Genomic DNA, 24,678 nt, shown 5'->3' with positions numbered 1-24,678 from the left:
GTTGCCGCTAAAACTCTCACCAACCCAAGTCGCTTTCAACGCCCGTGGCGATGGCAAATTCAACAAGCCGTTCCAGGAACAAGTCGATTTTTTCCGGCAAAAGCTGAATCTGCCAACCGAGCGTTGGGACGATATTCTGAATGAAGCCCATGATCGGGCGTTTGTCGTCGCCGGTGCGGCTAAAGCGGATTTACTCAACGATCTGCGCGGCGCGGTGGACAGCGCGATCGCCGAGGGCAAGTCAATCCAGTGGTTTCGCAAAGAGTTTGACAACATTGTTGCAAAAAACGGTTGGCAAGGCTGGACAGGGAAAGGCACAAAAGCCGGCCGGGATTGGCGCACGCGGGTGATCTATAACGCCAATTTATCAGCAAGCTATTCTGCCGGGCGTTGGCAACAGCTAAACGATCCGGATTTGTTAAAAAGCCGACCTTTTTGGGAGTATGTGCATAACGATACGGTTCAACATCCGCGCCTGATACATCAAAGTTGGTCTGGCACCGTGTTGCCGGCTGGGCACGTTTGGTTTGTTACGCATTTTTGCCCGAATGGATTCGGCTGTCGTTGCCGAATAAGGGCGGTGCGTGCTGAGAAATATAAAGGCTATCCACCACCGGATGACGGCACCTATATATATAAGGATAGGCGCGGCATTGAACACGTGTTGCCGATGGGTGTTGATTACGGCTGGGGCTATGCGCCCGGCGCCAGTGTCGGCAAGTCCATGCAGCCGTTTATCGATAATAAAGTGGCGGCATTGCCCAAGCCGTTGGCGGACGCCTTTAAAGCCGATATCGCCAAGATAGCAGCGCCGAAATTACCGCATGTCAGCGATGCGTTGACGCTGCCAAGCAGTGGTTTTGCGCGCAGTGCTGCCAGCCGCACGCTGATCGAGATCGATGCTATTCATACGGTGGAAAATCTGCCGACGATCCCGGTAAAAGCCAGTGCCAACGTTAGGTTTCAAGGGCAGTATACTTACGAGCGCTATAGCAAAAAACCTATTTCCATTGCGTTGTCTAAGGTATCGGTAAACCCTGAATTAACCATCGCTCACGAGATTGGCCATTACATCGATCACCATGCGATTGGGCGTTCCGGGGTGTATGCATCAATAGACGATGCGTTGCTGGATAAGTGGCGCGAGGCCATCGCATCTAGCCAGGCAACAGCTAAGATGGATGATGTTTTGCGCAACCATGCAGATCGCTTTACCCGCAAAAAAGCGGCGTATTATTTAGAGCCGTGGGAGCAATGGGCCAGGGCATATGCGCAGTGGATAGCCCTGCGCAGTAACAATGCGACGATGCTGGCGCAGGTGAAAAAAATCACCGCGCATAATCACCCGGCTTACGCTTCTTCGCAATGGGACGATGACGATTTCGCACCTATAGCGGCTGCGATGGATGATATTTTTCGAACGTTAGGGTGGCTAAAATGATGGATAAAACCGACAGTGTGATCCACGAAATTATGCAGACATTTCCCGAAGAGGAATGGCTTGATCGTTGTCGAGCAGCGTTACCGGATGCCGATGACGCAGTGATTTTAACGGCTATCGAAATCCTGAGCGGTGGCGATGTTGATGAGGTGGACGGCTAGATGTTATGGGCGCATTTATCGAATGGGATGATCGCGAGGTACTGAAGGCATTTCAAAAGCTAGAGGCAAAAACTGGAAATCTGCGTCCGGCTTTTTTGGAGATAGGCGAAGAACTAACTGAATCCACTAAGGATAGATTCGTAAAAGGTGTAGGACCTGACGGGCAACGTTGGCAGGATAATTCGGCGGTTACAATCGAACAGAAAGGCCGTAATAAGCCTTTAGTTGGGGAATCAGGAAAGCTGATGGACGAAACTAATTATCAGCTTTTTGGCAATGACGCCGTTTTTATTGGTAGCCCAATGGAGTATGCGGCCATGCAACATTTTGGGGGCACTAAATCTGAGTTTCCATGGCTCTGGGGGGACATTGTTGCCAGACCTATTTATGGCATTTCAGATTCGGACGAAGCGATGATTTTAGCGATCCTGGACAATCATTTTACGTTGTAAAAACCTCTGTTGTTTCTGTTGCAATATTTGCAAGTTGTTTGCATTTCGATAAACGAAAAAACGAATTTTGTCCCACTAAAAACCGATTTATCCCATTAAATCCCGTTCATTTATCCCATCTCTGTTCATGCAGATAAGCCAACATGGTATCCACATCACTGACGGTAAACGGATCGTCCGGGCAGTTATCGATTTGGCCGGGTTCGCTAAACAGTTGCAGAATTTTTTTGTCTTCAACCAACATCGAATAGCGCCAAGACCGGCTGCCGAACCCCACATTGTGTTTTTTCACCAGCATGCCCATGGCTTCGGTGAATTCGCCATTACCGTCAGGCAGCATTTTGACGTCGGCTATTTTGAGATGCTGACTCCATTGATACATCACAAAGGCATCGTTGACACTCAGGCAATAGACCTCATCGATGCCATGAGCCTTAAGCTCTTGGTATTTGGCATCATAGCCCGGTAGATGTTTGTTCGAACAAGTGGGCGTGTAGGCGCCGGGTAAGGCAAAAATCACGATGGATTTCCCTTTGAAAATCTCATCGCTGTTGACATCCTGCCAACGAAATGGATTTTCGCCGGGGATACTTTCATCGCGAACCCGGGTTTTAAAGATTACGTCGGGAATAGTGGTAAGCATGGTGTGGAACTCCTTGAAACTATGACAAGGGCAGCGAGATAAACGCTGCCCTTGTTTGCTGGATTAAACGTAATGGAATGTTAGAGATTTCGCTAAGCGGCCAGCGAACTCATCATTTGATCCAAGGTATCAATATGCGCATGTTGCGCGGGGAGCAGCTTGAGTAGGATTAAGGTACGGATATTGGAACCGAGTTTCTGGTCCAACAGCGCTTTTTCATAGTCGCCCAGACCGCTCTTTTCGCCTTCCTGCAATACTTTTAGCGCGGCCTGCTTGCCGAAGGCATTGGCGCCGCCTTGAATCAAGCTGGCCCAAGAACCCCATACCCCGGAATCCTTGGCCGGCGTACCGCCCAGTTCGCGAATTTGAGTTTGCAAACTGGAAACGGCTGCTTTATGCGCTTCGTAAATCGGCAGCAGTAACTCCGATTCACCGAGTGAAACCTCTTCCTTAAGTTTTTTTAATACCTGACTGTAGGTCTCAGTGGCGGCAAGTTCGTCAATCAGTAAACTGTCTATCATGTCGATGCTGTGCATAGTAAAAGTCCTGTGTGGTGGTTTTTGTAGTGTGGCAAAGGCGCATCAAACGGTGAGCGTTACTTCTTCCGATGAGGAAATATCTTCGGCTTCAGCCTGCTGGAAAATCGTGTTTGCGGTATCCCGGGTCTCAGCCGTTGCCGTATTAACAGCAATCAGCGTACGTCCGGCTTTGATTTTTTCTTGGTAGTGCGTGGCTTCATGCGCCGGAATGCCGACGCCAATTAAGGCGGCAATTAAATCGGCAACCTGGTCTTTTTCAGGTGTGCGACATAATTCAACCATAATCGGCCCGGCGGCAATGAAGCGGCCGACGCCCGGAATATCCAGGCTATCGATTTTGCTGGTCCATTCCAGGCCGTAGCTGTCGTTTTCGGCAGCATCCACTTTTTCGTCGGCGTTTTGTTGGCGGGAGGGGAGGGTGGCGTTATCCGGAAATAACAGGGATATTTCAGTGTTAGAAAACCCCGCCATTTTAAGATTATTAACAATAGCGGCTGTCTGACCGATGTCTTGGCAGATGCAAAAAACAGGTTTATACATAATAGTCTCTTCGATCTGAATAACAGCTAATTTTTAGCGGCTATCTGGATGAATATTTACGGCGATTTCATTAATAACGACGGACTTTTCTAAAAAGTCTGATAGCTATTAATGATTTATTTATCGATCACTAAAATATCGAATATTTACTAGTCAATATTTTGTATTGGAATTTGAATATACAGTTAAATCAGGTTTGAGTCGGTACGCTGTCACACATTCGCGGTAAACAAGCATGGCGAAGTAGTAAAACGCCAAAGCTAATTATCGAGATATTTTTCCCGGCAGCAATTACCGACCGTTCAGGTTTTTAAAAACGCAAGCAGGTCGCTATTTAGCTGGTCTTTATGTGTGTCGGCTAGGCCATGCGGTCCGCCGGGATAGATCTTCAGCGTTGCGTTATTAATGAGTGTAGCCGCAGTAAGGGCGGAGGCGGCAATCGGCACAATTTGATCGTCATCGCCGTGGATAATCAGGGTCGGTATCTCAAATTTTTTCAGATCATTGGAAAAGTCGGTTTCTGAAAAGGCCTTGATGCATTCGAGCTGGTTTAGTAATCCACCTTGCATACCTTGCCGCCAGAATGCGTCGCGCACGCCTTGGCTGACCGTCGCGTCCGGCCGGTTGGCGCCGTAGAACGGGGCTGTCAAATTCATGAAAAATTGCGAGCGATCAGCTGCGACGCCGCTGCGAATGTCGTCAAATACCGTAATAGGTAGGCCAATAGGATTATTATCGGTTTTCAGCATCAACGGTGTTACCGAACCCACCAACACCGCACCTTTGACGCGTTGGCAGCCATGCCGCCCGATATAACGCGCCACCTCGCCGCCACCGGTCGAGTGGCCGACTAAGGTTATGCCGTTTAGGTCGAGCTTTTCTATGAGTTCCGCTAAGTCGTCGGCATAGGTTTCCATATCATTACCGATCCATGGCTGATCGGAACGGCCATGACCGCGTCTATCGTGGGCAATACAGCGATAGCCGTTTGCCGCCAGATAAACCATTTGATTCTCCCAGGCATCGGCGTTTAGCGGCCAGCCGTGGCAGAACACCACGGCCGGTCCCAATCCCCAGTCTTTGTAGTAAATTTTTGTGCTGTCTTTGGTGATTATCGTGCTCATGATAGGTTCTCCTTCGCTTGCGTGAGTCAAGCTTAAATATTTTTGTTAGCTCAGCAGATAACTGGATGCAGGTTGGCGCGGCAATTGATTTTGCCGAGTAAAGATCTGTTGGCGGCGTGGCTGTCCTGCCAGGCAGCGGGAACTTGCTGGGTGCTCTGCAAAGCTGTCGCACAGGCAGACAAGACTATCGCAGTAATCGCCGCCAATAATAGGGATCTAGGACGCATGACGCTGGCGGCTCCGTGCTTAATGTTGTGTGCTGAGCATTTGCCGGCAACTGTCGGCGCATTGTTGGCAGGCCACAACGCAATCTTTCATATCGCCGATCTCATCGCATTCGGCTGCACAGGCTTCGCAAATCTCCGCACAAAGCTCGTGCAGGCTATGCAGAAAATGCGAGCCGGTCAGTTGAAAATTGGCCGAAGTCTGACAGATCTCGGCACAGTTCAACATTAGGCGTAAATGTTTGGCTTTGACATGCTTACCGCCGGTTTCCAGACAATGGTTCATCGCGGTTTGCAGACAAAGCTGGTGGCAAAGGCTGCACGCGGCAATACAAGCTTGCCTGGCATGTTCTGATTGGGATGTTTGATGCATGGAATTCTCCGTTAAGTGGGGGAGTCAGTTCGCCCCTGAATCAAATGCAGACGCAGAAAGCGCTAGCTTTTGCCACTAACAGATGGACTGTTCCGTGGCGGTGGCAGAAACGCAAAATATTGCGTCTCTGCCGTTATATCCACAGCTAGCCGGCAAACGTTAACACCAAAGGGGGGAGGCGATAGGTCGACGAGCTAGCTGCTTTTTCTTACTTGCCTTCCTTAATATCCTGCTTAATATCGCCATAGCCTTTTTGGGCTTTGCCGAGATTTTTTTGGACATTACCTTCCACTTCCATGCCTTTGTCGTCGATGATCTTGCCAGTCACTTCCTTGACCTTGCCTTTGGTTTCTTCGACCCGGCCTTCGACCTGATCTTTATTCATCGGGGCTTCATGGTCTGCGGCGAGGGCGCCGAATGAGCAAAGCGCTGTCAGTACGCCGGCAGATAAAATATAGCGTTCGGTTTGGGTAAATTTCATGATGTGGCCTTTGGGAAGTTAGATGCGGTGGATGAACTGGCGAACATTGTTATTCGTCGTCAACAGCCTTTTTAATATCGTCTTTTACATCGCCAAAGCCCGCCTGAACTTTACCGACGTGTTTTTGCACCTTACCTTCCAACTCCATATCGTCGTCGTTCATTAGTTTGCCGGCGACTTCTTTGATTTTGCCTTTGGTCTCTTCGACGCGGCCTTTTACTTGATCTTTGTTCATGATGATTCCTGGTGGTGTTTTAATTTTATTGAAGCGAACGAGCGTTTTTTAGCGCTCGGAACCCACCATACTCGCGACCTTGGCCGTAGTCGGTGCGTCAACGCACATTGAGTCGGCAGCCAATATCCAGACCGCGCTGACAGCAAGTTTTTATGGGATGTGGGTGCTGTAGCGTACAGACTTGCAGCGCAATGCGGTGCATCCTGTCACTAGCGGTTGCCAGCTCTATCATCACGATGTTAGATGCTATGAAACTTCAAAATCGCCTAAGCAAATTACTTCACTGTGGAGCACTACCGTGTCAGGCCAATCCGGATTTTTCTTTAAGTTTCTGAAACTGGCGGGGCCTTTTTGGCGGTCTGAGCACCAGATGCGTATCTGTAGACGGACCTTAAATTTACTGATTTTGACTGTGCTGCAAATCGTCATTGCCGTGATGATTACGCAATGGAGCGCCGCGCTATTCGACGCCTTGGAACAGCGCAATATGCCAGGGCTGATGACCCAAGTGCGCGATCTGGGATTAATTTTTGTAGCCAGCATGCTGGTGACCGTTTTACATTTAAAAATCAAGCGGGATTTGCAAATCAGTTGGCGGGCCTGGTTGACGGCGCACGTTATCGGTCGCTGGATGAATAAAGGCCATCATTACCAAATCGCTCAGATACTGACGGTGGGCCACGACAATCCCGATGGCCGCATCGCGGAGGATATTCGCATCGCCACCGACGAAGCCGTTAATCTGTGTTACACGCTGTTTTACAGTTTGTTATTGCTGGCGAGCTTTACCCAGATTCTCTGGACGCTGTCCGGTACCGTCATGCTGGATTTTGGCGGTATGCGATTGCCTATTTACGGACACTTGGTTTGGTTGGCCCTGTTGTACGCGGCGCTAGCCTCGATGTTGGGTTGGTGGGCCGGCCGGCCGCTGACCTTAACCACCAATGCGATGCAAACGGTTGAAGCTAATTTTCGCTTCGGTTTGGTCAAGGCCCGGGAAAATGCCCAAGCTATTTCCGTGCATAACCGCGAAGCGCACGAAAAAAAGCGCTTTCTCAGCCTGTTTCAAGACATTAACGGTATTTATGATCTGCAAACGCGGGCCTGGGAGCACATTATTCTGTTCAGCTCCGGCTACGCGGTGCTATCGATGGCGCTGCCCATTCTGATCACAGCGCCGCGCTTTATTCTGGGGAGTATTACGCTGGGGGCGTTGATGCAGTCGGTACAGGCCTTTCAACAAATGGCTGCGGCTTTGTCCTGGCCCGTGAATAACATGCCGGTGATTGCGCAATGGCATGCCTCGGTGGATAGGGTTTTGGGCTTGGTCGAGGCCTTGAATGATTTAGAACAGCAGCAGAGTGCTTGCACCGAGCCGCCAATCGAACTTGAGTGAGCTTAGCAATAGGGTTCAGAGCGCATCACCCGAAATCAAAAATTGCGGAAAAAAAGAATGCCCGGTCCGACTTGGCGGGGGGCATTTTGGAGGCGCTATACACGGAAGAAATGCGGTATCAGTAAACCTGCAAAAATCCCTTCTTGTTCCATGAACCGGGACTTTTTAGGCCGGGTTTCAACATCAAGCAGGTACGGCCGCTTCGTCGGTGTAAGAAATATCTTCGGCGTGCGCGTGTCCAAATATTTCTTTTATCTGATCAATGGCTTCACTGCTGCCGGCATGCACCGAGATCAAAATCCCTCCACCCTTGATTTTGCCTTCGTAGCGCACGGCTTCGTATTCCGGAATGCCCACGCCAATCAGCGCACCTGACAATCCCCCTGCTGCTGCACCCAATGCCGCACCACTCAACGCGGCCATAATCGGACCGGCGGCGATAAACGGCCCCAAGCCCGGAATAGCCAGGCTGCCGATGCCGGCCAGCCAACCCAATACCGCACCGGTGCCCATACCCACCGTTCCGCCAAGTGCCGCGCCTTCCGGGGCTTTGGTGTGTTTTTCATGGGCAAAATCCTTCGTGGTATTTTTATCGGGCAGCAACACGGAAATATCGTTGCTGGAAAAACTGGCAGCCTTCAGCTGGTTCACAATGCTTTCAGTTTGCTCGATAGTTTGAGCGATACAAAAAACGGATTTAGTCATTACATACTCCCACGCTGTTAAGGCGCTTTAGTTTCAAGTTGATTGTCCACCTGCACGACACCGGCCGTTTCTCGGCAGATTTTTTGCAGTTTTATGCTTTCGTCCGTCGTTGCGACGGGGCCGCGCAAAGTCACAACGCCATTGCGGGCAATGATTTTGGTGTTATGCGCATCCATGGATAAGGATTTGTCTTTGAGCAAAGCTTTACGAATGTGCGCGGTGATTTTTAAGTCGGCTTGGGACTCGTTTTGATCCTCGGCCGTTAAGGTGGTGTTGTCTTTATCGCGAAGGTTTTTTTGAGTATTTTCCAACTCAGTGTTTTCAGCTAATTGGCTTGCGGAAGACTGATCGGCTTTAGCTTGGTTGGCGACAAACAGCAAACAGCTGCTTAGAGCGAAGGCAACTAACGACAATGGTTTAGGCATATCCCCTCCTTGAAAAGTACTTTATTGTTGGCGCATCGGCATCGAATAGGTGGCCGGTGGCAGTCATCCGATCGGCAGTCTTTGTCTGGCGAGAACCGACGGTTGCGCTGAAATTTACCCTAGCAGTCGCACAATGTCGGTGCGCTGCCAAACATTGCGGTTAAAAGCATGTTCGAATTGAACTCGTCGTTAGCCCAAACGCCTCTACGATGATGAGTGGTGGTGACTAATTTTTTGAGTTTGAAAAACGTCAGATTTCAACACTGACTATTGACGATTTTTCTATAAAAAGCCGAATAAATAAGGCTTTACAGTGTGACAGCGTACAGACCCCAAGCCCCATGTGTCGGATGATCCTTCGATCATAAGCCGACACGCTAAATCCATTGGGGATGCATCATGAATAAAGCAAAAACACCTGTTCTAACCGTAGCGAACGAACCAGCCCAATTTGGGGAGGAAGTATCGACAATTTCAGTCGGCAACGGCGGCGAGTGGCACCAGTCAGCCATCGACGACCAGCCCACTTTGACGACCAATCAGGGTTTACCGATTGCCGATAATCAAAATTCCCTGAAAGCCCATCCGAGCGGCCCGACACTGCTGGAAGACTTTATTCTGCGTGAAAAAATCACCCATTTCGACCACGAGCGCATCCCGGAACGCATCGTCCACGCCCGTGGAACCGGCGCACATGGCTTTTTCGAGCTCACCGAATCCCTGGAGCAATACACCACGGCCAAAGTGCTGACCGAAGTAGGTGAGCAAACGCCGCTGTTTACGCGCATATCCACTGTCGCCGGCGGCTCCGGCTCCGCCGATACGCCGCGCGATGTCCGCGGCTTTGCCGTCAAGTTTTATACCAAGGAAGGCAATTGGGATCTGGTCGGCAATAACATCCCGGTGTTCTTCATCCAGGATGCTATTAAATTTCCCGATCTGATTCATGCCGTAAAAATGGAACCCGACCGCGGCTTTCCGCAAGCGGCGTCGGCGCATGACACCTTCTGGGACTTCATTTCACTCACACCGGAAGCCATGCATATGGTGATGTGGGTGATGTCCGACCGCACCTTGCCGCGTTCGTTGCGGATGATCGAAGGCTTCGGTATTCATTCCTTTCGCTTAATCAATGCCGCGGGCGAATCGACCTTCGTGAAATTTCACTGGCGGCCGAAACTCGGTTTGCAATCTACCCTCTGGGATGAGGCGGTAAAAATAGCCGGTGCCGATTCCGACTTTCATCGGCGCGACATGTTCGAGGCCATCAGCACCGGCGATTTTCCGGAATGGGATTTGGCGGTGCAATTGTTCTCGCAAGAAGAAGCCGATGCCTTCCCATTCGATCATCTCGACCCAACCAAATTGATCCCGGAAGAATTGGTGCCGCTGCAAGTTATCGGTCGCATGGTATTGAATCGCTGGCCGGACAATTTTTTCGCGGAAACCGAACAAGTAGCGTTCTGTCCCTCCCATGTCGTGCCCGGCATCGATTTCTCGAACGATCCGTTGTTGCAGGGGCGGCTCTTCTCCTATCAGGACACGCAACTGTCCCGGTTGGGCTCAGCGAATTTCCATCAAATACCCATCAATGCGCCGCAGTGCCCGTTTGCCAATCAGCAGCGCGATGGGCATATGCAAATGACGCAACCGCAAGGTCGGGTGGCCTACGAACCCAATACGCTGGCAATGGATTCGCCACGCGAACAAGCGGAAACCGGCTTTCGCAGTGCGGCAATTGAAGAAAGTGGTGCCAAGGGGCGGATTCGACCCGAGAGCTTTGCTGACCATTACAGCCAGGCGAGGCAGTTTTATCGCAGTCAGTCTGCCTACGAACAGGCGCATATTGCTTCGGCGTTAGTGTTTGAACTATCTAAGGTAGAACATCCGCATATCCGTGTCGCGATGGTCGGTCATCTACGTCATATCGAACAAGACCTTGCGCAGCGGGTAGCCTCTGGCCTAGGTCTGATTGAATTGCCGCCAGCGCCAACTGCGGCGATGGCGCCCCAGGAACTGGAGCCATCGCCGGCGGTACAGTTGATCGGGAACATGAAGAATACACTTCAGGGCCGGAGTGTTGGGATATTGATCGCGGAGGGTTCGGATGCGGCAAGTATTGCGGCTGTGCAACAAGCTGTGACCAGTGCCGGCGCAACAAGCAAAATTATCGCCACGGTAATAGGTGAAACCACACTCGCTGACGGCTGGCTGATGAAAGTCGATGGCCAATTGGCGGGTACGCCGTCAGTAATGTTCGACGCGGTCGCCATCCTCCTGACCGAACATGCCGCCATGTCATTGGGGAAGGAAGCCGCCGCCATCGATTTCGTGCGCGATGCGTTTGGTCACTTGAAAGCGCTAATTGTTGACGAGGGCGGCGCAGTCTTACTGACCACGGCGAATATTAAACCCGATGGCGGCGTGTTTAACATCGATTGCGTGGATGATTTCATCGCGGCAGCCAAGACCCGGCAGTGGGAGCGCGAAGCCAGTATCAGAACACTGGCTTGATAATTTCGCTATCCAAAGCATGTGCCTCACCTTTGACTTCCGGGCGTAAAGCTTTTAATTCGTTTTGGTTGTTAAAGGAGGCATTGTTGAGTTTTTTATTGGTGCCAATCCCGTCGCCAAACTCTACCGCCAGCGTTCTTAAATAACCAATGAACTGCAAACTGATAAGCCTTACCCGAATATTTTTAGTCATGTTACTAATAGGGTTATGTGCTTTTGGCAGTATGCTATTAATTTTTGCCTATTCCGATAATGCTAGGATCTGGTTTATTGAGAATAGCGTTAATACCCAAAAGCTAAAACTTGACATAAAAGGCGAAACTATTTTTGAATATGGCAGGCAACCTGAACTCACTCTTAATAATATTTCAATCAAAAATACGGTTTGGCCTAGTCCTGAAAACCTTGCACAAATAAATAAATTATCATTGCAATTTTCTATTTCAAGACTGTTCCATGGCGAAATATTCATTAACGATTTAAGCATTAGCAAGCCAGAATTATTTCTTTTAAAAAATAAGAAAGGTGATGCAAATTGGAGTTTTTCTGACCCGAAAGCTGATGCATATGCTCTTGAGTTGCCGGTTATTTTCGAGAATCTGCATATTGTTTCCGGAATATTTCATTATTATGATGAAATCCGTGATATGAATTTTGAAGGAGATATAGATTCCTTGAAAGGCTCTGGCGGCTGGCAACTGCCGATTACCATTGAAAGTAAGGGTAGCTACCAACACAAAACGCTAAATATCCAGGCTGCTGCCGGTTCCTATGCAGAATTACGCTCAGAAAATAATCCCTATCCTGTCAAGTTGAATATGGTGTTCGGCCAAACGGAAATAGCTATTCGCGGCACAGTGACTCATCCTCTACAAGCGCCCGATCCAAAGCTTAAGCTTTCTTTTGCAGGAGATGATATTGCCGAATTATTTCCTTTAATCGGCATTCCTTTACCACCCAGCCCTGCCTATAAAATAACGGGGGATTTAAGCCGTCAGGATCGCACTTGGCGCTTTGACAAGTTTAATGGTGAAATTGGGCATAGCGATTTGCAAGGAACAGTTCTCATCAATCCAACACTTGAGCTTTTGTATTTCGATATGGATTTGTTCGCCAAAACGCTTGATCTTGCCGATTTAAGCGGATTTATTGGCGGCGAACCCAACCTGACAGATCAGAGTGTTACCGAAGACAATGCTTTGATCCCCGAGCGTCATTTCAACTTTAAACAAATTCGTGCAGCCAATGGCAAGGCTAGGCTTCGCGCCACAAATATCCTTAACAAGGAAATCCCCCTAAGCAACTTTGACGGTCAAATATCGCTCAACAATGGAGTGTTGACTTTCGAACCCGTCACCTTCGGAATTGACGATGGACGGATAAACCTTTGGATGTCAGCCTATGGATCGCAAAATCCGCCAGACGTTGATATCCAAATTAATGTGATTGATATGCCTTTAAGTAAGCTAATTGGGGAAGTTAAAGATATTCAGAACACGTTGGGGAAAATTAACGGTAAGTTGAAAATAAAAGGGTCGGGCAATTCGCTTAAAGAGATACTTTCAAGCGCCAACGGAGAAGCTTATTTAGTGCAATACGATGGCAAAATTAGCGCTTTGATAGTAGAGTTGATAGGCTTAGACATTTTCCACGCTCTTGGCTACTATATCTCGGGAGATATTCAAATTCCTATTCTCTGTGCCATTGTTGATGTGGATATTAATAATGGGATTGGCAAGTCAAAAACTTTATTGCTCAATACCAAGGATAGTGTTGTTCATGGTAATGGTTATTTGTCATTTAAAAACGAAACCTTTGAAGTAGCGATGACTCCTTATCCTCGTGATTTTAGTCCGCTTACCCTTCGTTCCACCTTAAATGTTTCCGGCACTATATTAAAACCAAAATTTTCAATTGATCCTTTGTCTACTCTCATGCTGCTACCGCCGATTGATATAGGCGAGGTTGAAAATATTGATTGTCAAAAAATGATACGGAGGGCAAAGGACTAAATTCTGGTGCGTTTAAACAAACAACGCTACCCGTCCATAGGATGATAATTGATCGCTATTGTGAGTCACGCAGACTAACTAATGACACCCTTAAGTAAAGCAGAATGCTTGACTGCTTACTCATTACGCGACCGTCGGATTTGACCTTGGGTGTTCTTTCAATCGGTCAATTTCAACTCTAGTTAACTTATAGTTTCATGCATTGTTAGTACTGCCAGCAATACCTGCTGTAGCGATAAAACGTAGTGCATCCTCAACAGACATATCAATTCCTATTACATGTTCGCGTGAGATAATAACCGTTTGTCCACCCACTTGATAACTAAATGGTATATATACAGCAATCTGGTCATCGGTTATAAAAGTATGTGAAGTATCTTCAAAATCAGAAACTGTAATAAAACCGATCTGTTGGCTATTGCCAGGCGGTGCATTTACTAAAACGACTTGCTTAAATTTACCTTTATTCTCATGGGAAAATAAAGAGGTAAAGTCACGCATGGTGGTATAGATGCTTTTGATAAAGGGAATCTGGATCACCTGTGTTTCAAAGGTGTTAAACACTTTTCGGAAAGATCGAGACTCCAAAAAACACCCGAAGAAAAATACCAGAGGAATAGCTAACGCAACGCCAAAACCTCTTATGTACCAACTGTCTGGAAAGATAAACTTGAAAATATATCCCAGCGCCATCTCCAGCGTGCCAGCGAACCAGAAGAGCAGATAAAGGGTAAATATTAGAGGGATAATGGCAATTAAACCTTTGATGAAAGTTCTTCTGATTGACTTCATTTTTTATGTCCAATGAGTTTTATTTATAAGCAATTTGATTTAAGCGACGTATTGCTTGTATACCCTAGTTGATCAGCAATTTAAGCCGTTCGTGGTGAGCCCTCCGACAAGCTCAGTGCAAACGGTTTAGCCTTAAGACAGGTATAGCACTGAAAGCTGATATGAAATGCCCGTCGAAGATGCATTGCTATTGTTGGCATTAGCATCCAGGCGTCATGAGTTATTGCGTCCGGGTTGTTGCGGGTTTAGTTGAGTTTATCGTTTGAATTACGCTAATTTGTTCAGCATAAAACACAGCCAAGCTACCTGATACCCAGTCAGTTTTTCTCCAACCGGGCTTTTAGTGCATATTTTTCACGATCAATTTCTCCTCGGGTACGCACACCCAAGCGACGTAATAAAGGTAAAGGGGGACACCAGCCTTGCAATCCATGCTGCAACAGAAACGGCAAAACAATCCCAGGCAAAAACAACCATTTTCGATTGGCAGTTAGCCCCAGAATCAGGCCGGTTAAGGCTAAAGTTGATGCATTGACCTCAAGCAACCTCTCGATGTCCCATTCCTTATCCAACGCTTGAATACGCTCTAGGGTTTCCGCCTGACTTTTGTCTTTGTATAGATGAATACTGAGATCCGTTTGGTGGTCTATTGCAGCGTTTACATGGACCGCAGTCGATTTACGGACGCGATCCGGGCTTGATTTTGTTGAATCTTCCGCTTTGAATACTGACATGATGTCTCTCCGATTAGCGTTTGAATCCGTAATTAATTTAATGGTTAAGCTTTTTTGCGCAGCGCCAATGGGCGGCATTAAAGTCGACTTCCGCTATAGCTTCCTTTTCCATGCAAACCCAATATTTGGCGGGCTTCAATTCCGTTTTACATGAAGCGGAGAGCGACGCGATTGCAGCTTTTCCGGTTCCTTTATCTTTTTCCTGTTGTTCGAACCGCTGAGTTGCTCGCAGGCAGATATCGTAAGCCCCGCCTTGCGTGCCAGTAGAATCATCATTGGCTTTATCCGATGCTGTTCGTGATTCGCTAGCAGAAGGCTGGACTGGCGAGCTTTGAGCGTCGTCAGGCGCATCAGCCTGACCAAGCATAGGCAAGGTGATGAGCAGAACAAATCCGGTAATTAATTTATACATGTTGGAACTCCCTCTAAGAACGGTTTTCAAGGAAAAGCGATTACACCGTAGGTATATGCCTGCTGCTGTAAGTAGTCTGTACGATTAATCACATAGCATTTTTCGGTGTGCAGTTGCGGGTGTTCGCTTGGGGATGATTGGTAAGAATTTAGCCATCGCAACAAAGATATGGCCCGGCAGAGGTCGAGAAAAGTTAGCGTTTTAAAGCCCTAAAACGGCTTCGATGATGTCCGGGAAAAATCAAGGAATCCCAAAAAACGCTTGGCATTCAGCGGCTCGAACCGCCTCAGAAGGTAGATCCGGATTGTTTCAAGAGGCGTTGCTGCCAGAGAAACCTTAAGTCGCAAGCATGGTTTGTTGTCTACGGTAATTCTGTATATTTCCGCTACCAATGTTGGATGCCGAACTGATCAGAACCACCAATCTCTAATACGCTATGCTGTTGAACAGTAATCTTCGTAACGCCAGACTTCACCCCTATTTCAACAGTTTCGGGAACTTATTAATGCAAAGATAAGACGCCGAAACTATTCATTTGCTTCAAGTTGGTTTTCATGCAAAAAAATACTCCTTATATTCTCTTTCTAACCTTCGTTTTGTTAGTGACGGTATCTTTTTTCCTATTGATTAAAGATTTTTTATTAGCCTGTTTTTGGGCTATTATTCTGGCGGTAGTTTTTTATCCTGTTTATCAGTGGATTAACCGTTATTTTAAAAACTCGGAAATACTGCCGTTGTTTTTGACCATGTTAACGATTATTCTGGTGTTCGTTATTCCACTATTGATGATAACCTTGATGATAACGGAAGAAAGCACAGCCTATTATCAAAAAATCCAAAGCGGGGAAATTAATCCTCAAATATATTTTCAAGATACTCTCGCGCTTCTTTTGCCAAAATTTAATAAACTGTCTCATATACAGGAAATAAGCGTTGAGCAGATAAGCGCCTCGGCAGGGAATGCCTTTACTCAAGCAGTACAATATATAGCGCAACAACTCCCCGCATTGACTCAGAATATTTTAAATCTAATCGTGCAAGTTGCCTTGTCTTTCTACATTCTGTTCTTTCTATTGCGGGACGGACAGCAACTGATAAGAAAATTCATATCGTTAATTCCGATAGGTGACCAAATTGAAATAGAACTATTTGAGCGTTTCACCAGCGTAGCGCGAGCGACTGTCAAAGGCGGGTTACTAGTCGCCGTTATTCAGGGTAGCATAGGGGGGTTATTATTTTGGTTTGTAGGCATTCCAGCGGCTTTTCTATGGGGTATGTTAATGATAGTTTTATCGTTATTGCCTATAGGCAGTGCGCTAATTTGGGGTCCTGCTGCGGTCATTTTATTTTTACAGGGACACACATTAAAAGCAGTCATTTTGCTATCCGTCGGTATTTTTGTAATTGCTATGATAGATAATTTTTTGCGGCCGCGGCTGATAGGTAAAGATAGTAAAATGTCAGATTATCTAGTGCTGGTATCAACTCTAGGAGGGATAAGCTGGTTTTCATTAACCGGATTTATATTAGGCCCCATTATTGCCGCATTATTTATAACCTTTTGGGACATACTAGGAAAATATAATCAGGCAAGTAATTCGTAGGGAGACTATGTTAAACCTGGGGAGGCATCAAATCTTAGCGTTAATGCCGCCGCTAGTCCTCATTGCTTGCAGTAGAGATAATTACTTGTCCGGATCAGCCGCGCTGAAAATTCTTGTTAATCAGGTTTATTTATAGGCCGGAACAGAAACAATTAAGCCAGCGCGAATCAATTTGAGCTCGCGCTGACTTCATTTAAAAACTACGTGCTAAGGGACGAAAAACTATTCAGTTTCGGCGGCCAACAGCCTATCCAACGTGCGAATATGCGCTTGTTGTGCCGGTAATAGCTTGGTTTCAATCAACGAGCGAATCTCTGCAGGCAGTTCAGTCTTCTGCAACGCTTCCGCATACGCGTCTGCGCCACTTTTCTCGCCGCTCTGTAACGACTGTAGTGCCGCTTCTTTACCCAGTAGATTAGCGCCGCCTTGGACTATTTGCGCCCAAGTGCCCCACGCTCCTGAATCGGCGCTGGGAGTTCCTCCCAGTTGACTGATGAGCGTCTGTAAACTGGAAACGGCCTCTTTATGATCCTCAAAAATAGGCGTAAGGTCCTTCGATTCGCCCAGTCCGGCATCTTCAGACAGTTTGTCTTGCACCTGTTGATAGGTTTCCGTTGCCGATAATTCGTCTTTTAGAAATTTGTTGAGTGTGTCTATGTTATGCATATTAAAACTCCTGGTTGATTATTTTTTTGATGACATGCAAGCGCAGCCTCAAACTTAAACTGACGATTCGCCCGTCGAGGAAATATCCTCGGCGTGAGCCTCCTCAAAGACTTTTTTTGCCAGATCGACCGCTTCGCTGTTTGTGGTGTGGACAGAAATCAAAGCGTTGCCGCCGGTGATTTTTCCTTCGTAGCGTTTGGCTTCATATTCGGGGATGCCCAGCCCGATTAAAACGCCAGCCAAGCCGCCGGTGGCGGCACCTACAGCCGCTCCGCTCAACGCGCCCATAATAGGTCCGGCGGCGATGAACGGACCGACGCCTGGAATAGCCAGAGCGCCAATCCCGGCTAACAAGCCAACTACAGCGCCAGTACCTAAACCCACTGACCCGCCGATGGCGGCCCCTTCCGGCGCTTTGGTATGCTTTTCATGTGCAAAATCCTGGGAGTTGGATTTGTCGGAAAACAGCACCGATATATCATTATTTGAAAAGCCGGCGGTAACCAGGTCATTAACAATACTCTCTGCCTGATAGGTATTTTGAGCGATACAAAAAACTGCTTTAGTCATGTGATTCTCCTACGCTTTATGGCGCTTTAAATTCAAGGTTATTATTTACCTGAAGAACACCAGGCGTTTGCTTGGCGATATCTTGCAGTTTAATTTTCTCGGCTTCATTTTTAACCGGCCCGCGTAAAGTCACTGCGCCATTACGGGTGATGATTTTTACATTCTGCGCATTGACTGATAAGGACTCATTTTTAACGACAGCTTGGCGGATGGCCGCTGTAATTTTAATATCGCCTTCGGTTTCCTTTTGATCTTCCGGGGTTAACGTCGAGTTATCCTTATCGCGAGCATTGATCTCGGTATTTTCCAAGGTTGAGTCGGCCGCTAGATAAACGGCGCTATTCTGTTCGGCGCGAACAGTACCCGTCATTATTATTAAACTGCTCGTCAAAGTGAATATAACTGACAATAATTTTGTAGACATAATAATCTCCTAAATAGTGGTTGTTTTTTCGAAATAATTGCGCGGCATTGGTTTTTTCTGCTGATTTAACGACCACTCATCAGCCGACTTAATAGAAAGCCTGCCCCGACAGCGATACCCAATGAAGTTGCAGGATTTTTATCAATGTAGCTGCGGAAATCTTCAAAAAACTGCTGCTCTACATTTTTCAATTGTTCGCCTTTTTGACCCAACGCTTCAGCCGCCTGAGTGGTTGCGTTGGCTACTTTGTCAACGGTTGAGTGAACGCCCGATCTAAGCCGGTCAACGGTGGCATCGACAGTATTGGTATTGTCTGTTGCTTGCATAGTTAATTCCTTATACAAATGGAAATAATCAGTCGCTGAAAATCTTGGAAACGGAGCGCCAGCGAAGTGAAGATTTTTAGTCCCCGATAGCCGTAGCGCCGGGCGGGTTTTCGCAGCGAAGCGGAGAAAACCTGCAAGGCATCGCGACACGGCGTTAAGTCATGCGAGAGCCGATGTTTCGACCCCTTGTTGGGTCGGAACGAGGTGACGCGGACGAATCGGGGCGCCGAAGGCATAAGCGGTCGCGTCATTTTTGCCGATTTTTTCCAGCAGGATGCCCGAAAAAATCTTTCGGCAAAAATAGCGACTCCCCGGTAATTTTTAAACTCTGGTGATCTAAAACTTCTACTGATTCAATTTGGCACACCGACTTTAATAGTGTTGCCGGTGGAGAGAATGGCTAATGATTGAATACTAAATAAATAATGATCAAAACAATCGTCGGCACGCCCAGTACCCAGCCTATAAAATATTTACCCATGACTCATCTCCTAAAATATTTGTGTATATAAGTCTACTTATTGGTTTTGGCTTACATTCAAACAGGCTGTTTAATGACACGAAGAAGCAAGCTAGGTAAATTTTCTATTAAAATCGTCTTAAAGTCGGTGTGCTGTCGCACATTGAAGAGGAATTGTTTTATCTGCCATGACTAGGGTTTTTTGAAAATTAATTTGATTGCCTAAATTTCCTTTTTAGGTCAATTTTATCCGCTAAACCCCCAATATTTGCATAGAGAACGACTGTATTTGTCTTGGAATCCTTTGGTATAACTCGACTTAAAATACTCGCCGTTCTCATCTTCGTCTTGCCAAAATAATACTGAAACAGGGCTATTCAGACGATCTGCGTGATGATCAATGCATAAGCTACCTTTCACCGATCTGCAGGTGTTATGAGCGCGCAGAAAATCCGACGCTGTATGTTTGATAGCGCACTGACTGAGTGGATAAACGATCCTACTATAGCCATGAGCGCACAGATTTATTGTCAGTGGACATGGCATTTTTCCTGCCAATAAGATTGGGTATTTAAAAAAGAAAATATCAAATAACGCAGGCTAAGCCGATAAGACAGAATCGAAATAAAATTAAAGGAAATAGTTCTTTGAAGAGTCAGTCCAATCATCAGCTATGTACGACGTTAATTATTTAATCTGAAAGTGCTATTCAATATTATTGATAGTAGTATTTCTGTGCAGGCAACATAATTGAGTTACCTGGGAGTTTTTATGTATAACATTGAAAAAATAGATAGTTTGCTAAAAAATGAAATATCCGCCACGGAAACTTACCGACAGGCTTTGGAATCGTTTTGGAAAGATACCAGACGTTGTGAAGTCGATTCTCTGTTGCAAATTTGTCAAGATCATAATGAAGCCGCTGCACTACTAAAAGCGCAAATTCGTCAGTTGGGAGGAGCGCCTTCAGATAAGTCAAGCAATTGGGGCACTTGGGAGAAAATCTTTCAGATAGGCGTAAATATGTTGGGCAAATACTCAGCAATAGAAGCCTTACGAGACGTGAATTCGGGAGTGTCCCAAATTTTGTGTAAACGGTAGTTTGGTTTAATGGCTAGGGAAGCGATCTTCGAACTGAATACTAAACCGATTCAAAGCGGCTTTCCAATCGTAGACGGGCATGGTCCAATTTTGGCTGATATTGCGCAACGCCAAATAGAGCAGTTTGGACAAGGCGTCATCACTGGGGAAGACCGCGCGGTTTTTCATGATTTTTCTCAGACTTCGATTCACCGATTCGATGGTATTGGTGGTGTAGATCACCTTGCGAATCTCGGGCGGATAGTCAAAAAAAGGGATGATGTGCCCCCAGTTTCGTCGCCAGATGGGGGCGATCGTGGGATAGGTCTCCAGCCAGTTGGCCTCGAATTCGGTCAGCTTTTGCTCGGCTTCCCTCGCCGTTGCGGCTCGATAAATCTGCTTGAGGTCGTCGGCAACCGACTGGCGCCTTTTGTAGCTGACATAGTTGAGGCTATGACGGACCAAGTGGACAATACACAGTTGAACGGCCGCTTTGGGAAACACGGTTTCGATAGCCTCCGGAAATCCCTTCAGACCATCGACACAGGCGATAAAGATGTCGTTGACGCCACGGTTCTTGAGCTCGGTGACCACTTGCAACCAAAATTTGGCGCCTTCGCTTTGGGCAATCCACAGCCCCAGCACTTCTTTGTGGCCGTCCAGATTGACACCGATGGCCAGATAGACGGCCTTGACCCGCACGCTGCCACTATCGCGCACTTTGGTATGCAGACAGTCGAGGTACACAATCGGGTAAATCGGATCCAGCGGGCGGCTTTGCCAGACGCCCACCTCTTCGAGTACCGCGTCGGTCACCGAGGAAATCAAGGTGGGGGATACCTCGGTGCCGTAAAGCTCGAATAAATGGGCTTGGATTTCCCGTACCGTCAGTCCTCGGGCATATAACGAAATGATCTTATCGTCGAAACCGGTCCAGCGCCGTTGATGCTTAGGAATGATCTGCGGTTCGAATTCGCCATGACGGTCGCGGGGAATCTCGATAGGCAAGTCGCCGAAGTCACCTTTCAGCGTTTTCCGGCTTTTGCCGTTTCGGGCATTGCTGCTGGCGTTGGTCACCGCCTCATGCTTACCGTGGCCCAAGTGCGCGGTCATTTCCGCTTCCAGGGCCCGTTCGACTATCGCTTTGGTCAACTGCTTCAGCAGACCATTGGCACCGATCAGGTCCTCGGGTTTTTGATAGTGCGACATCAAGGCGTCGAGTAGGTCATCCGGTATGGCTTTTGATGATACGGTCATGGTTTCCTCCTTGTCAGGATCGGTAGTTTCCTACCTCAGGGCCGTTTACACAAAAATTCTTACACCCTCTTGAATTCTCCTGCTCGAAAGCGTATGGGCAAGCTCTGCTCGATTACCAACTACCTCTAGCTCTTCGTTCATTGATCGAAACAAAGTTGTTGCCTAACCTGCAATCTAATATGCGTACCTTGGATCAGTTATTAGACGCGGTAATGGCATGAACTTGAATATTCTTAAGGCGTGCAGCGCTAAATACTAAATCGCTGCGGTTTTTTCGGACACCTCGAACATGTGAGACGTTTTATACCTATAGCTCAGCTGGACGAAGAGGGTATTAAGACAGATAGATATCCATGGCTCACCGTCGGCAAGATACAAACAGGGTTTCGATTTCACAAAAACATCAAGAAAAGCCATAAATATGCTTGGCATTGATCCACTCAAGCCACCGCTAAAGATTGGCCCGGTTTGTTTCAAGAAAAACGCTAGGCCGCGAGCATGCCTCTAGGTTTTTGCCAGTTCTGAATAATTCAGCTACCAATGTGGTATGCCGAACGGATTAGAACCGCTAATTTCTCTATAGTCGATAACTGTCAACGGGATCTAACAAAACTTTGAATTTGTTTAATGAGTGCCCGGCGACATGCAACTCAAAATATCGAGCCAGACATTTCAACATGACTGGCTCAAATCAAGCCAAAAGGAGAACCACAATGATTCATCCCGACCAGATCAAACCCGATATGCCCGTTGTCTGCTCAGAAGACGGCCAATTTGCCATTGTCGATCATATGGAAGGCACTAACTCAATCAAACTGAAAAAAGATGAAACCGGTCAGCATCATTTCTTTCCACTATCCTGGGTAACCTCAACCGAGCATGGCCAGGTTAAGGTGGACCGTCCAGGTGATAAGGCCATGAAGGAATGGTCGACTGTTTCACCAATCCTTTAATAAAACGCTGAACAGGTTGATTCCTCTCATGCCCTCAAAGGCCCAAGTGCTTCGACAAGCCGGTCCTGAGAGCAGCCCAAGGATTTAATCGGAGCCTCCTTAAGCGCATAAATTCAGGCCAAAGCCTAAGCGTTTGTTGCTCAGTGGAAAAATGCCGCAAGCAGCTTTGGCTATAGCGACGTGGTCCGATCAATTGAAGTTCTTCGATGTTCACACTGCGCGACCAGACTGCCCAGCGGCGCTGCTTTGCGCTGGGCAGTCTATGGCAATCACTAATCAGTTAACCTCGTCACCAACTTGCCTTAGTTCCGGACCCGCGTTGGCACGTCACTTGTTGCTTAGGATCCGAGCCGGAGAGAAAATCTCTGTGCCGCTTTGGGGCTGACGATGGCGCTCATACCGCACCTCCCGTTGGGGTTTAATCCGCTTCACCCGAATGTGCGATTGGGTGTTCGGAGAACAAATAGACCTGGAGCTTGTTGGAGAAGCGAGAGTCCTGGCGTTGAATCCACTCCAGCAGCATCGCAGCGTGCTCCTTTTCTTCGTCCCGATTGTGTTCAAAAATAGCCTTGAGTGCTTTATCTGCACAAACATCGGCACGCTGGTTGTAATTATCAATGGCGTCCAATTCCTCCATCAGCGATACCAGGGCTCGGTGCATGTCACGTGTTTCGATGGATAGTTCTTCTATAGGTTCCTGATAAGCGGCACTAGACATTGTTGTCTCCTGTTTGCGGTGAACTTGATAGCTAAATGGCTTGATTAGTCGGTTTCCTAATCTAGTCAATGTATAGTGGGTTTACTCTTTAGGGGCCAAGGCTGTGACCCGCCAAATAGTATTCCCCACATCATCAGCCACTAATAATGAGGCCCGTTTATCGAGCGCGACACCCACCGGCCTACCGTAGGCTTCATCGTCTTGGCTAATAAAACCGCTCAAAATATCAATGGGTGCTCCACTGGGTTTGCCGGCCTGGAAGGGCACGAATATCACCCGATAACCGCTGCGCGGCTCGCGGTTCCATGAGCCGTGTTGACCGATAAATACGCCATTATTAAATGGCGCCGGCCAACTGGCGCTGTGAGAATACACCAGGCCGAGTGAGGCGGTATGCGGCCCAAGCGCGTAATCCGGCGCTTTGGCTGTAGCTACCAGCTCCGGACGTTGCGGCTGTACGCGTTGATCCAAATGTTGACCGTAATAACTGTAGGGCCAGCCGAAGAAACTGCCTGCGGGGACTGAAGTTAGATAATCCGGTACCAAATCGCTGCCGATTTCATCGCGCTCGTTAACTACCGTCCAAAGTGTTCCACCGTCCGGCTCCCAGGCCAGTCCGTTGGGATTACGTAGACCGGACGCGTACACCAGGTAACTGCCGTGTTGCGGATCGACTTCCCAAATAGCGGCGCGTTCGGACTCTTGATCCATCCCATTCTCGCCGACATTGCTGTTGGAACCCACTGTCACATACAGCCGTGTGCCATCGCGACTGGCCAGCAGATTTTTCGTCCAGTGATGATTGATAGGGCCGGCCGGTAGATCCAGTACTTTGATGCCCGGTTCGGCAATATGAGTTTCGCCGTCCTTATAGTGAAACTTCATCAGCGCATCGGTGTTGGCTACATAAAAATCGTTGCCGATCAGGGTCATGCCGAATGGCGAGTTTAGCGCTTCCAGAAATACTGATCGCGTCTCGGCTACGCTGTCACCATCGACATCGCGCAACAAGGTGATGCGATTGGCGCTGGGCGTTCCGGCGCCTGCCTTGCGCAAAACCTGCTTGATCAACCAGCTTTTGATGCCCCAGCCATCGTCTGGCCGTTGCGGGGCATTGCTCTCGGCTACCAGCACATCGCCATTCGGTAGCACATAAAGCCAACGCGGATGATCGAGATTACCGGCAAAGGCGTTAACTGTCAGGCCGGATGCCGGTATGGGTTTAGTATTGGCCGGCCAGCCCACCGCCTGCGCAATGTTGACTGTGGGAATCCAGGTCGGATGCGGTGGTGGCAGTTGCGGATTTAGACCTGTGCCCGCCGAAATCGGCAATTGTGCCGATTCACCGCACGCCGACAGCACAATCACCAAGGTCGTGAATGATAAGGCCTGTCTGGCGCGAGGCAGGTGATACATG

General features: G+C 47.9%; 30 protein-coding genes. 9 read left to right on the top strand and 21 right to left on the bottom strand.

From position 1 onward, the window contains the following. Nucleotide 1 precedes the first annotated feature (1 nt). From METH11B_RS27735 to METH11B_RS0108405, 3 genes are read left to right on the top strand one after another with little or no spacing between them, the layout of a single operon-like run. Nucleotides 2-1,441 carry a phage head morphogenesis protein gene (locus METH11B_RS27735; protein ID WP_026601643.1) on the top strand — a complete coding sequence of 480 codons (1,440 nt, stop codon included), beginning with the start codon at nt 2-4 and terminating at the stop codon, nt 1,439-1,441. Continuing rightward, nucleotides 1,438-1,602: a hypothetical protein gene (locus METH11B_RS29100; protein WP_155931100.1), complete on the top strand. Its 165-nt coding sequence runs from the start codon at nt 1,438-1,440 to the stop codon at nt 1,600-1,602. The genes METH11B_RS27735 and METH11B_RS29100 overlap by 4 nt, the downstream gene beginning before the upstream one ends. Before the next feature lie 5 nt (nt 1,603-1,607). Beyond that, a complete protein-coding gene (locus tag METH11B_RS0108405; protein ID WP_026601642.1) occupies nt 1,608-2,054 on the top strand; it encodes a phage virion morphogenesis protein in 447 nt (148 codons plus the stop codon). Nucleotides 2,055-2,160: 106 nt separating this feature from the next. Here METH11B_RS0108405 and METH11B_RS0108400 read toward each other — a convergent pair whose 3' ends face one another. From METH11B_RS0108400 to METH11B_RS0108370, 8 genes are all read right to left on the bottom strand, one after another. Beyond that, a complete protein-coding gene (locus tag METH11B_RS0108400) occupies nt 2,161-2,697 on the bottom strand; it encodes a peroxiredoxin (protein ID WP_026601641.1) in 537 nt (178 codons plus the stop codon). Nucleotides 2,698-2,789: 92 nt separating this feature from the next. Continuing rightward, nucleotides 2,790-3,233: a DUF2383 domain-containing protein gene (locus METH11B_RS0108395; protein ID WP_026601640.1), complete on the bottom strand. Its 444-nt coding sequence runs from the start codon at nt 3,231-3,233 to the stop codon at nt 2,790-2,792. 45 nt (nt 3,234-3,278) lie between these two features. After that, nucleotides 3,279-3,776: a hypothetical protein gene (locus METH11B_RS0108390; RefSeq protein ID WP_026601639.1), complete on the bottom strand. Its 498-nt coding sequence runs from the start codon at nt 3,774-3,776 to the stop codon at nt 3,279-3,281. Between the two features lie 302 nt (nt 3,777-4,078). Then, nucleotides 4,079-4,900, bottom strand: coding sequence for an alpha/beta fold hydrolase (locus tag METH11B_RS0108385; protein WP_020485168.1), 822 nt, complete (start codon nt 4,898-4,900; stop codon nt 4,079-4,081). Nucleotides 4,901-4,950: 50 nt separating this feature from the next. Then, nucleotides 4,951-5,127 (bottom strand): hypothetical protein, encoded by a 177-nt coding sequence (locus METH11B_RS29095; protein ID WP_155931099.1) that lies wholly within the window; start codon nt 5,125-5,127, stop codon nt 4,951-4,953. 19 nt (nt 5,128-5,146) lie between these two features. Beyond that, nucleotides 5,147-5,497, bottom strand: coding sequence for a four-helix bundle copper-binding protein (locus tag METH11B_RS0108380; RefSeq protein ID WP_026601638.1), 351 nt, complete (start codon nt 5,495-5,497; stop codon nt 5,147-5,149). Between the two features lie 208 nt (nt 5,498-5,705). Then, nucleotides 5,706-5,978 carry a CsbD family protein gene (locus tag METH11B_RS30040; RefSeq protein ID WP_026601637.1) on the bottom strand — a complete coding sequence of 91 codons (273 nt, stop codon included), beginning with the start codon at nt 5,976-5,978 and terminating at the stop codon, nt 5,706-5,708. Nucleotides 5,979-6,027: 49 nt separating this feature from the next. Beyond that, on the bottom strand, nt 6,028-6,213 hold the full coding sequence (locus METH11B_RS0108370) for a CsbD family protein (protein WP_026601636.1): 186 nt from the start codon (nt 6,211-6,213) through the stop codon (nt 6,028-6,030). 370 nt (nt 6,214-6,583) lie between these two features. Here METH11B_RS0108370 and METH11B_RS0108365 point away from each other — a divergent pair, with 370 nt between their 5' ends. After that, complete coding sequence (locus METH11B_RS0108365) at nt 6,584-7,609, top strand: SbmA/BacA-like family transporter (RefSeq protein WP_231499597.1); 1,026 nt, start codon at nt 6,584-6,586, stop codon at nt 7,607-7,609. A gap of 183 nt (nt 7,610-7,792) precedes the next feature. Here METH11B_RS0108365 and METH11B_RS0108360 read toward each other — a convergent pair whose 3' ends face one another. Both METH11B_RS0108360 and METH11B_RS0108355 read right to left on the bottom strand, forming a co-directional pair. Next, on the bottom strand, nt 7,793-8,314 hold the full coding sequence (locus tag METH11B_RS0108360) for a hypothetical protein (protein WP_026601634.1): 522 nt from the start codon (nt 8,312-8,314) through the stop codon (nt 7,793-7,795). A 17-nt stretch (nt 8,315-8,331) separates the two neighbouring features. Then, nucleotides 8,332-8,739: a BON domain-containing protein gene (locus METH11B_RS0108355; protein ID WP_026601633.1), complete on the bottom strand. Its 408-nt coding sequence runs from the start codon at nt 8,737-8,739 to the stop codon at nt 8,332-8,334. A gap of 399 nt (nt 8,740-9,138) precedes the next feature. Here METH11B_RS0108355 and METH11B_RS0108350 point away from each other — a divergent pair, with 399 nt between their 5' ends. Then, nucleotides 9,139-11,253, top strand: coding sequence for a catalase (locus METH11B_RS0108350; protein ID WP_026601632.1), 2,115 nt, complete (start codon nt 9,139-9,141; stop codon nt 11,251-11,253). Here the strand turns inward: METH11B_RS0108350 and METH11B_RS29090 are convergent. Next, nucleotides 11,237-11,446, bottom strand: a complete 210-nt coding sequence (locus tag METH11B_RS29090; RefSeq protein ID WP_026601631.1) for a hypothetical protein — start codon at nt 11,444-11,446, stop codon at nt 11,237-11,239. The genes METH11B_RS0108350 and METH11B_RS29090 overlap by 17 nt on opposite strands. Here METH11B_RS29090 and METH11B_RS0108340 point away from each other — a divergent pair. Beyond that, nucleotides 11,445-13,265: an AsmA family protein gene (locus tag METH11B_RS0108340; protein ID WP_026601630.1), complete on the top strand. Its 1,821-nt coding sequence runs from the start codon at nt 11,445-11,447 to the stop codon at nt 13,263-13,265. The two genes, METH11B_RS29090 and METH11B_RS0108340, sit on opposite strands and share 2 nt — an antisense overlap. Before the next feature lie 195 nt (nt 13,266-13,460). Here METH11B_RS0108340 and METH11B_RS0108335 read toward each other — a convergent pair whose 3' ends face one another. The 3 genes from METH11B_RS0108335 to METH11B_RS0108325 form a co-directional block, all read right to left on the bottom strand. After that, nucleotides 13,461-14,057, bottom strand: coding sequence for a DUF502 domain-containing protein (locus tag METH11B_RS0108335; protein ID WP_026601629.1), 597 nt, complete (start codon nt 14,055-14,057; stop codon nt 13,461-13,463). Between the two features lie 317 nt (nt 14,058-14,374). Beyond that, entirely contained in the window at nt 14,375-14,791 is a 417-nt protein-coding gene (locus tag METH11B_RS0108330) for a DUF2892 domain-containing protein (protein ID WP_026601628.1), read from the bottom strand. Nucleotides 14,792-14,828: 37 nt separating this feature from the next. Beyond that, nucleotides 14,829-15,203, bottom strand: a complete 375-nt coding sequence (locus tag METH11B_RS0108325; RefSeq protein ID WP_026601627.1) for a hypothetical protein — start codon at nt 15,201-15,203, stop codon at nt 14,829-14,831. Between the two features lie 554 nt (nt 15,204-15,757). Between METH11B_RS0108325 and METH11B_RS0108320 the strand changes: the two genes are divergently transcribed. Beyond that, nucleotides 15,758-16,807, top strand: coding sequence for an AI-2E family transporter (locus METH11B_RS0108320; protein ID WP_026601626.1), 1,050 nt, complete (start codon nt 15,758-15,760; stop codon nt 16,805-16,807). A gap of 222 nt (nt 16,808-17,029) precedes the next feature. Here METH11B_RS0108320 and METH11B_RS0108315 read toward each other — a convergent pair whose 3' ends face one another. From METH11B_RS0108315 to METH11B_RS0108300, 4 genes are all read right to left on the bottom strand, one after another. Further along, nucleotides 17,030-17,473: a DUF2383 domain-containing protein gene (locus METH11B_RS0108315; protein WP_026601625.1), complete on the bottom strand. Its 444-nt coding sequence runs from the start codon at nt 17,471-17,473 to the stop codon at nt 17,030-17,032. A 54-nt stretch (nt 17,474-17,527) separates the two neighbouring features. After that, a complete protein-coding gene (locus tag METH11B_RS0108310; RefSeq protein WP_026601624.1) occupies nt 17,528-18,043 on the bottom strand; it encodes a hypothetical protein in 516 nt (171 codons plus the stop codon). Nucleotides 18,044-18,059: 16 nt separating this feature from the next. Beyond that, nucleotides 18,060-18,467 carry a BON domain-containing protein gene (locus METH11B_RS0108305; protein WP_036275720.1) on the bottom strand — a complete coding sequence of 136 codons (408 nt, stop codon included), beginning with the start codon at nt 18,465-18,467 and terminating at the stop codon, nt 18,060-18,062. A gap of 65 nt (nt 18,468-18,532) precedes the next feature. Then, the gene (locus METH11B_RS0108300; RefSeq protein WP_026601622.1) at nt 18,533-18,793 is read right to left on the bottom strand and encodes a hypothetical protein; all 261 of its coding nucleotides are present in this window, start codon (nt 18,791-18,793) and stop codon (nt 18,533-18,535) included. Between the two features lie 1,231 nt (nt 18,794-20,024). Here METH11B_RS0108300 and METH11B_RS0108290 point away from each other — a divergent pair. Then, a complete protein-coding gene (locus METH11B_RS0108290) occupies nt 20,025-20,354 on the top strand; it encodes a DUF2383 domain-containing protein (RefSeq protein WP_026601621.1) in 330 nt (109 codons plus the stop codon). Nucleotides 20,355-20,360: 6 nt separating this feature from the next. On the opposite strand, the gene METH11B_RS0108285 is transcribed toward METH11B_RS0108290, so the two are convergent. Further along, complete coding sequence (locus tag METH11B_RS0108285; RefSeq protein ID WP_026600850.1) at nt 20,361-21,590, bottom strand: IS256 family transposase; 1,230 nt, start codon at nt 21,588-21,590, stop codon at nt 20,361-20,363. 713 nt (nt 21,591-22,303) lie between these two features. Here METH11B_RS0108285 and METH11B_RS0108280 point away from each other — a divergent pair. Further along, on the top strand, nt 22,304-22,543 hold the full coding sequence (locus METH11B_RS0108280) for a DUF2171 domain-containing protein (RefSeq protein ID WP_026601620.1): 240 nt from the start codon (nt 22,304-22,306) through the stop codon (nt 22,541-22,543). Nucleotides 22,544-22,961: 418 nt separating this feature from the next. On the opposite strand, the gene METH11B_RS0108275 is transcribed toward METH11B_RS0108280, so the two are convergent. Next, the gene (locus tag METH11B_RS0108275; protein ID WP_026601619.1) at nt 22,962-23,261 is read right to left on the bottom strand and encodes a ferritin family protein; all 300 of its coding nucleotides are present in this window, start codon (nt 23,259-23,261) and stop codon (nt 22,962-22,964) included. An 81-nt stretch (nt 23,262-23,342) separates the two neighbouring features. Beyond that, nucleotides 23,343-24,677, bottom strand: coding sequence for a PQQ-dependent sugar dehydrogenase (locus tag METH11B_RS0108270; RefSeq protein WP_026601618.1), 1,335 nt, complete (start codon nt 24,675-24,677; stop codon nt 23,343-23,345). Between the last annotated feature and the right edge of the window lies 1 nt (nt 24,678).

The organism is Methylomonas sp. 11b, assembly GCF_000515215.1.
In the GTDB taxonomy this organism is placed as follows: Bacteria; Pseudomonadota; Gammaproteobacteria; order Methylococcales; family Methylomonadaceae; genus Methylomonas.
Note: the sequence above shows the minus strand (reverse complement) of the source record. Positions and strands in the feature narration are given on the sequence as shown.

What these genes read in the sequence shown, in the direction of transcription:
- METH11B_RS29100 (WP_155931100.1), top strand. Translation starts at nt 1,438, where the DNA reads ATGATGGATAAAACCGACAGTGTGATCCACGAAATTATGCAGACATTT.
- METH11B_RS0108405 (WP_026601642.1), top strand. Translation starts at nt 1,608, where the DNA reads ATGGGCGCATTTATCGAATGGGATGATCGCGAGGTACTGAAGGCATTT.
- METH11B_RS0108400 (WP_026601641.1), bottom strand. Translation starts at nt 2,697, where the DNA reads ATGCTTACCACTATTCCCGACGTAATCTTTAAAACCCGGGTTCGCGAT.
- METH11B_RS0108395 (WP_026601640.1), bottom strand. Translation starts at nt 3,233, where the DNA reads ATGCACAGCATCGACATGATAGACAGTTTACTGATTGACGAACTTGCC.
- METH11B_RS0108390 (WP_026601639.1), bottom strand. Translation starts at nt 3,776, where the DNA reads ATGTATAAACCTGTTTTTTGCATCTGCCAAGACATCGGTCAGACAGCC.
- METH11B_RS0108385 (WP_020485168.1), bottom strand. Translation starts at nt 4,900, where the DNA reads ATGAGCACGATAATCACCAAAGACAGCACAAAAATTTACTACAAAGAC.
- METH11B_RS29095 (WP_155931099.1), bottom strand. Translation starts at nt 5,127, where the DNA reads ATGCGTCCTAGATCCCTATTATTGGCGGCGATTACTGCGATAGTCTTG.
- METH11B_RS0108380 (WP_026601638.1), bottom strand. Translation starts at nt 5,497, where the DNA reads ATGCATCAAACATCCCAATCAGAACATGCCAGGCAAGCTTGTATTGCC.
- METH11B_RS30040 (WP_026601637.1), bottom strand. Translation starts at nt 5,978, where the DNA reads ATGAAATTTACCCAAACCGAACGCTATATTTTATCTGCCGGCGTACTG.
- METH11B_RS0108370 (WP_026601636.1), bottom strand. Translation starts at nt 6,213, where the DNA reads ATGAACAAAGATCAAGTAAAAGGCCGCGTCGAAGAGACCAAAGGCAAA.
- METH11B_RS0108365 (WP_231499597.1), top strand. Translation starts at nt 6,584, where the DNA reads ATGCGTATCTGTAGACGGACCTTAAATTTACTGATTTTGACTGTGCTG.
- METH11B_RS0108360 (WP_026601634.1), bottom strand. Translation starts at nt 8,314, where the DNA reads ATGACTAAATCCGTTTTTTGTATCGCTCAAACTATCGAGCAAACTGAA.
- METH11B_RS0108355 (WP_026601633.1), bottom strand. Translation starts at nt 8,739, where the DNA reads ATGCCTAAACCATTGTCGTTAGTTGCCTTCGCTCTAAGCAGCTGTTTG.
- METH11B_RS0108350 (WP_026601632.1), top strand. Translation starts at nt 9,139, where the DNA reads ATGAATAAAGCAAAAACACCTGTTCTAACCGTAGCGAACGAACCAGCC.
- METH11B_RS0108340 (WP_026601630.1), top strand. Translation starts at nt 11,445, where the DNA reads ATGTTACTAATAGGGTTATGTGCTTTTGGCAGTATGCTATTAATTTTT.
- METH11B_RS29090 (WP_026601631.1), bottom strand. Translation starts at nt 11,446, where the DNA reads ATGACTAAAAATATTCGGGTAAGGCTTATCAGTTTGCAGTTCATTGGT.
- METH11B_RS0108335 (WP_026601629.1), bottom strand. Translation starts at nt 14,057, where the DNA reads ATGAAGTCAATCAGAAGAACTTTCATCAAAGGTTTAATTGCCATTATC.
- METH11B_RS0108330 (WP_026601628.1), bottom strand. Translation starts at nt 14,791, where the DNA reads ATGTCAGTATTCAAAGCGGAAGATTCAACAAAATCAAGCCCGGATCGC.
- METH11B_RS0108325 (WP_026601627.1), bottom strand. Translation starts at nt 15,203, where the DNA reads ATGTATAAATTAATTACCGGATTTGTTCTGCTCATCACCTTGCCTATG.
- METH11B_RS0108320 (WP_026601626.1), top strand. Translation starts at nt 15,758, where the DNA reads ATGCAAAAAAATACTCCTTATATTCTCTTTCTAACCTTCGTTTTGTTA.
- METH11B_RS0108315 (WP_026601625.1), bottom strand. Translation starts at nt 17,473, where the DNA reads ATGCATAACATAGACACACTCAACAAATTTCTAAAAGACGAATTATCG.
- METH11B_RS0108310 (WP_026601624.1), bottom strand. Translation starts at nt 18,043, where the DNA reads ATGACTAAAGCAGTTTTTTGTATCGCTCAAAATACCTATCAGGCAGAG.
- METH11B_RS0108305 (WP_036275720.1), bottom strand. Translation starts at nt 18,467, where the DNA reads ATGTCTACAAAATTATTGTCAGTTATATTCACTTTGACGAGCAGTTTA.
- METH11B_RS0108300 (WP_026601622.1), bottom strand. Translation starts at nt 18,793, where the DNA reads ATGCAAGCAACAGACAATACCAATACTGTCGATGCCACCGTTGACCGG.
- METH11B_RS0108290 (WP_026601621.1), top strand. Translation starts at nt 20,025, where the DNA reads ATGTATAACATTGAAAAAATAGATAGTTTGCTAAAAAATGAAATATCC.
- METH11B_RS0108285 (WP_026600850.1), bottom strand. Translation starts at nt 21,590, where the DNA reads ATGACCGTATCATCAAAAGCCATACCGGATGACCTACTCGACGCCTTG.
- METH11B_RS0108280 (WP_026601620.1), top strand. Translation starts at nt 22,304, where the DNA reads ATGATTCATCCCGACCAGATCAAACCCGATATGCCCGTTGTCTGCTCA.
- METH11B_RS0108275 (WP_026601619.1), bottom strand. Translation starts at nt 23,261, where the DNA reads ATGTCTAGTGCCGCTTATCAGGAACCTATAGAAGAACTATCCATCGAA.
- METH11B_RS0108270 (WP_026601618.1), bottom strand. Translation starts at nt 24,677, where the DNA reads ATGTATCACCTGCCTCGCGCCAGACAGGCCTTATCATTCACGACCTTG.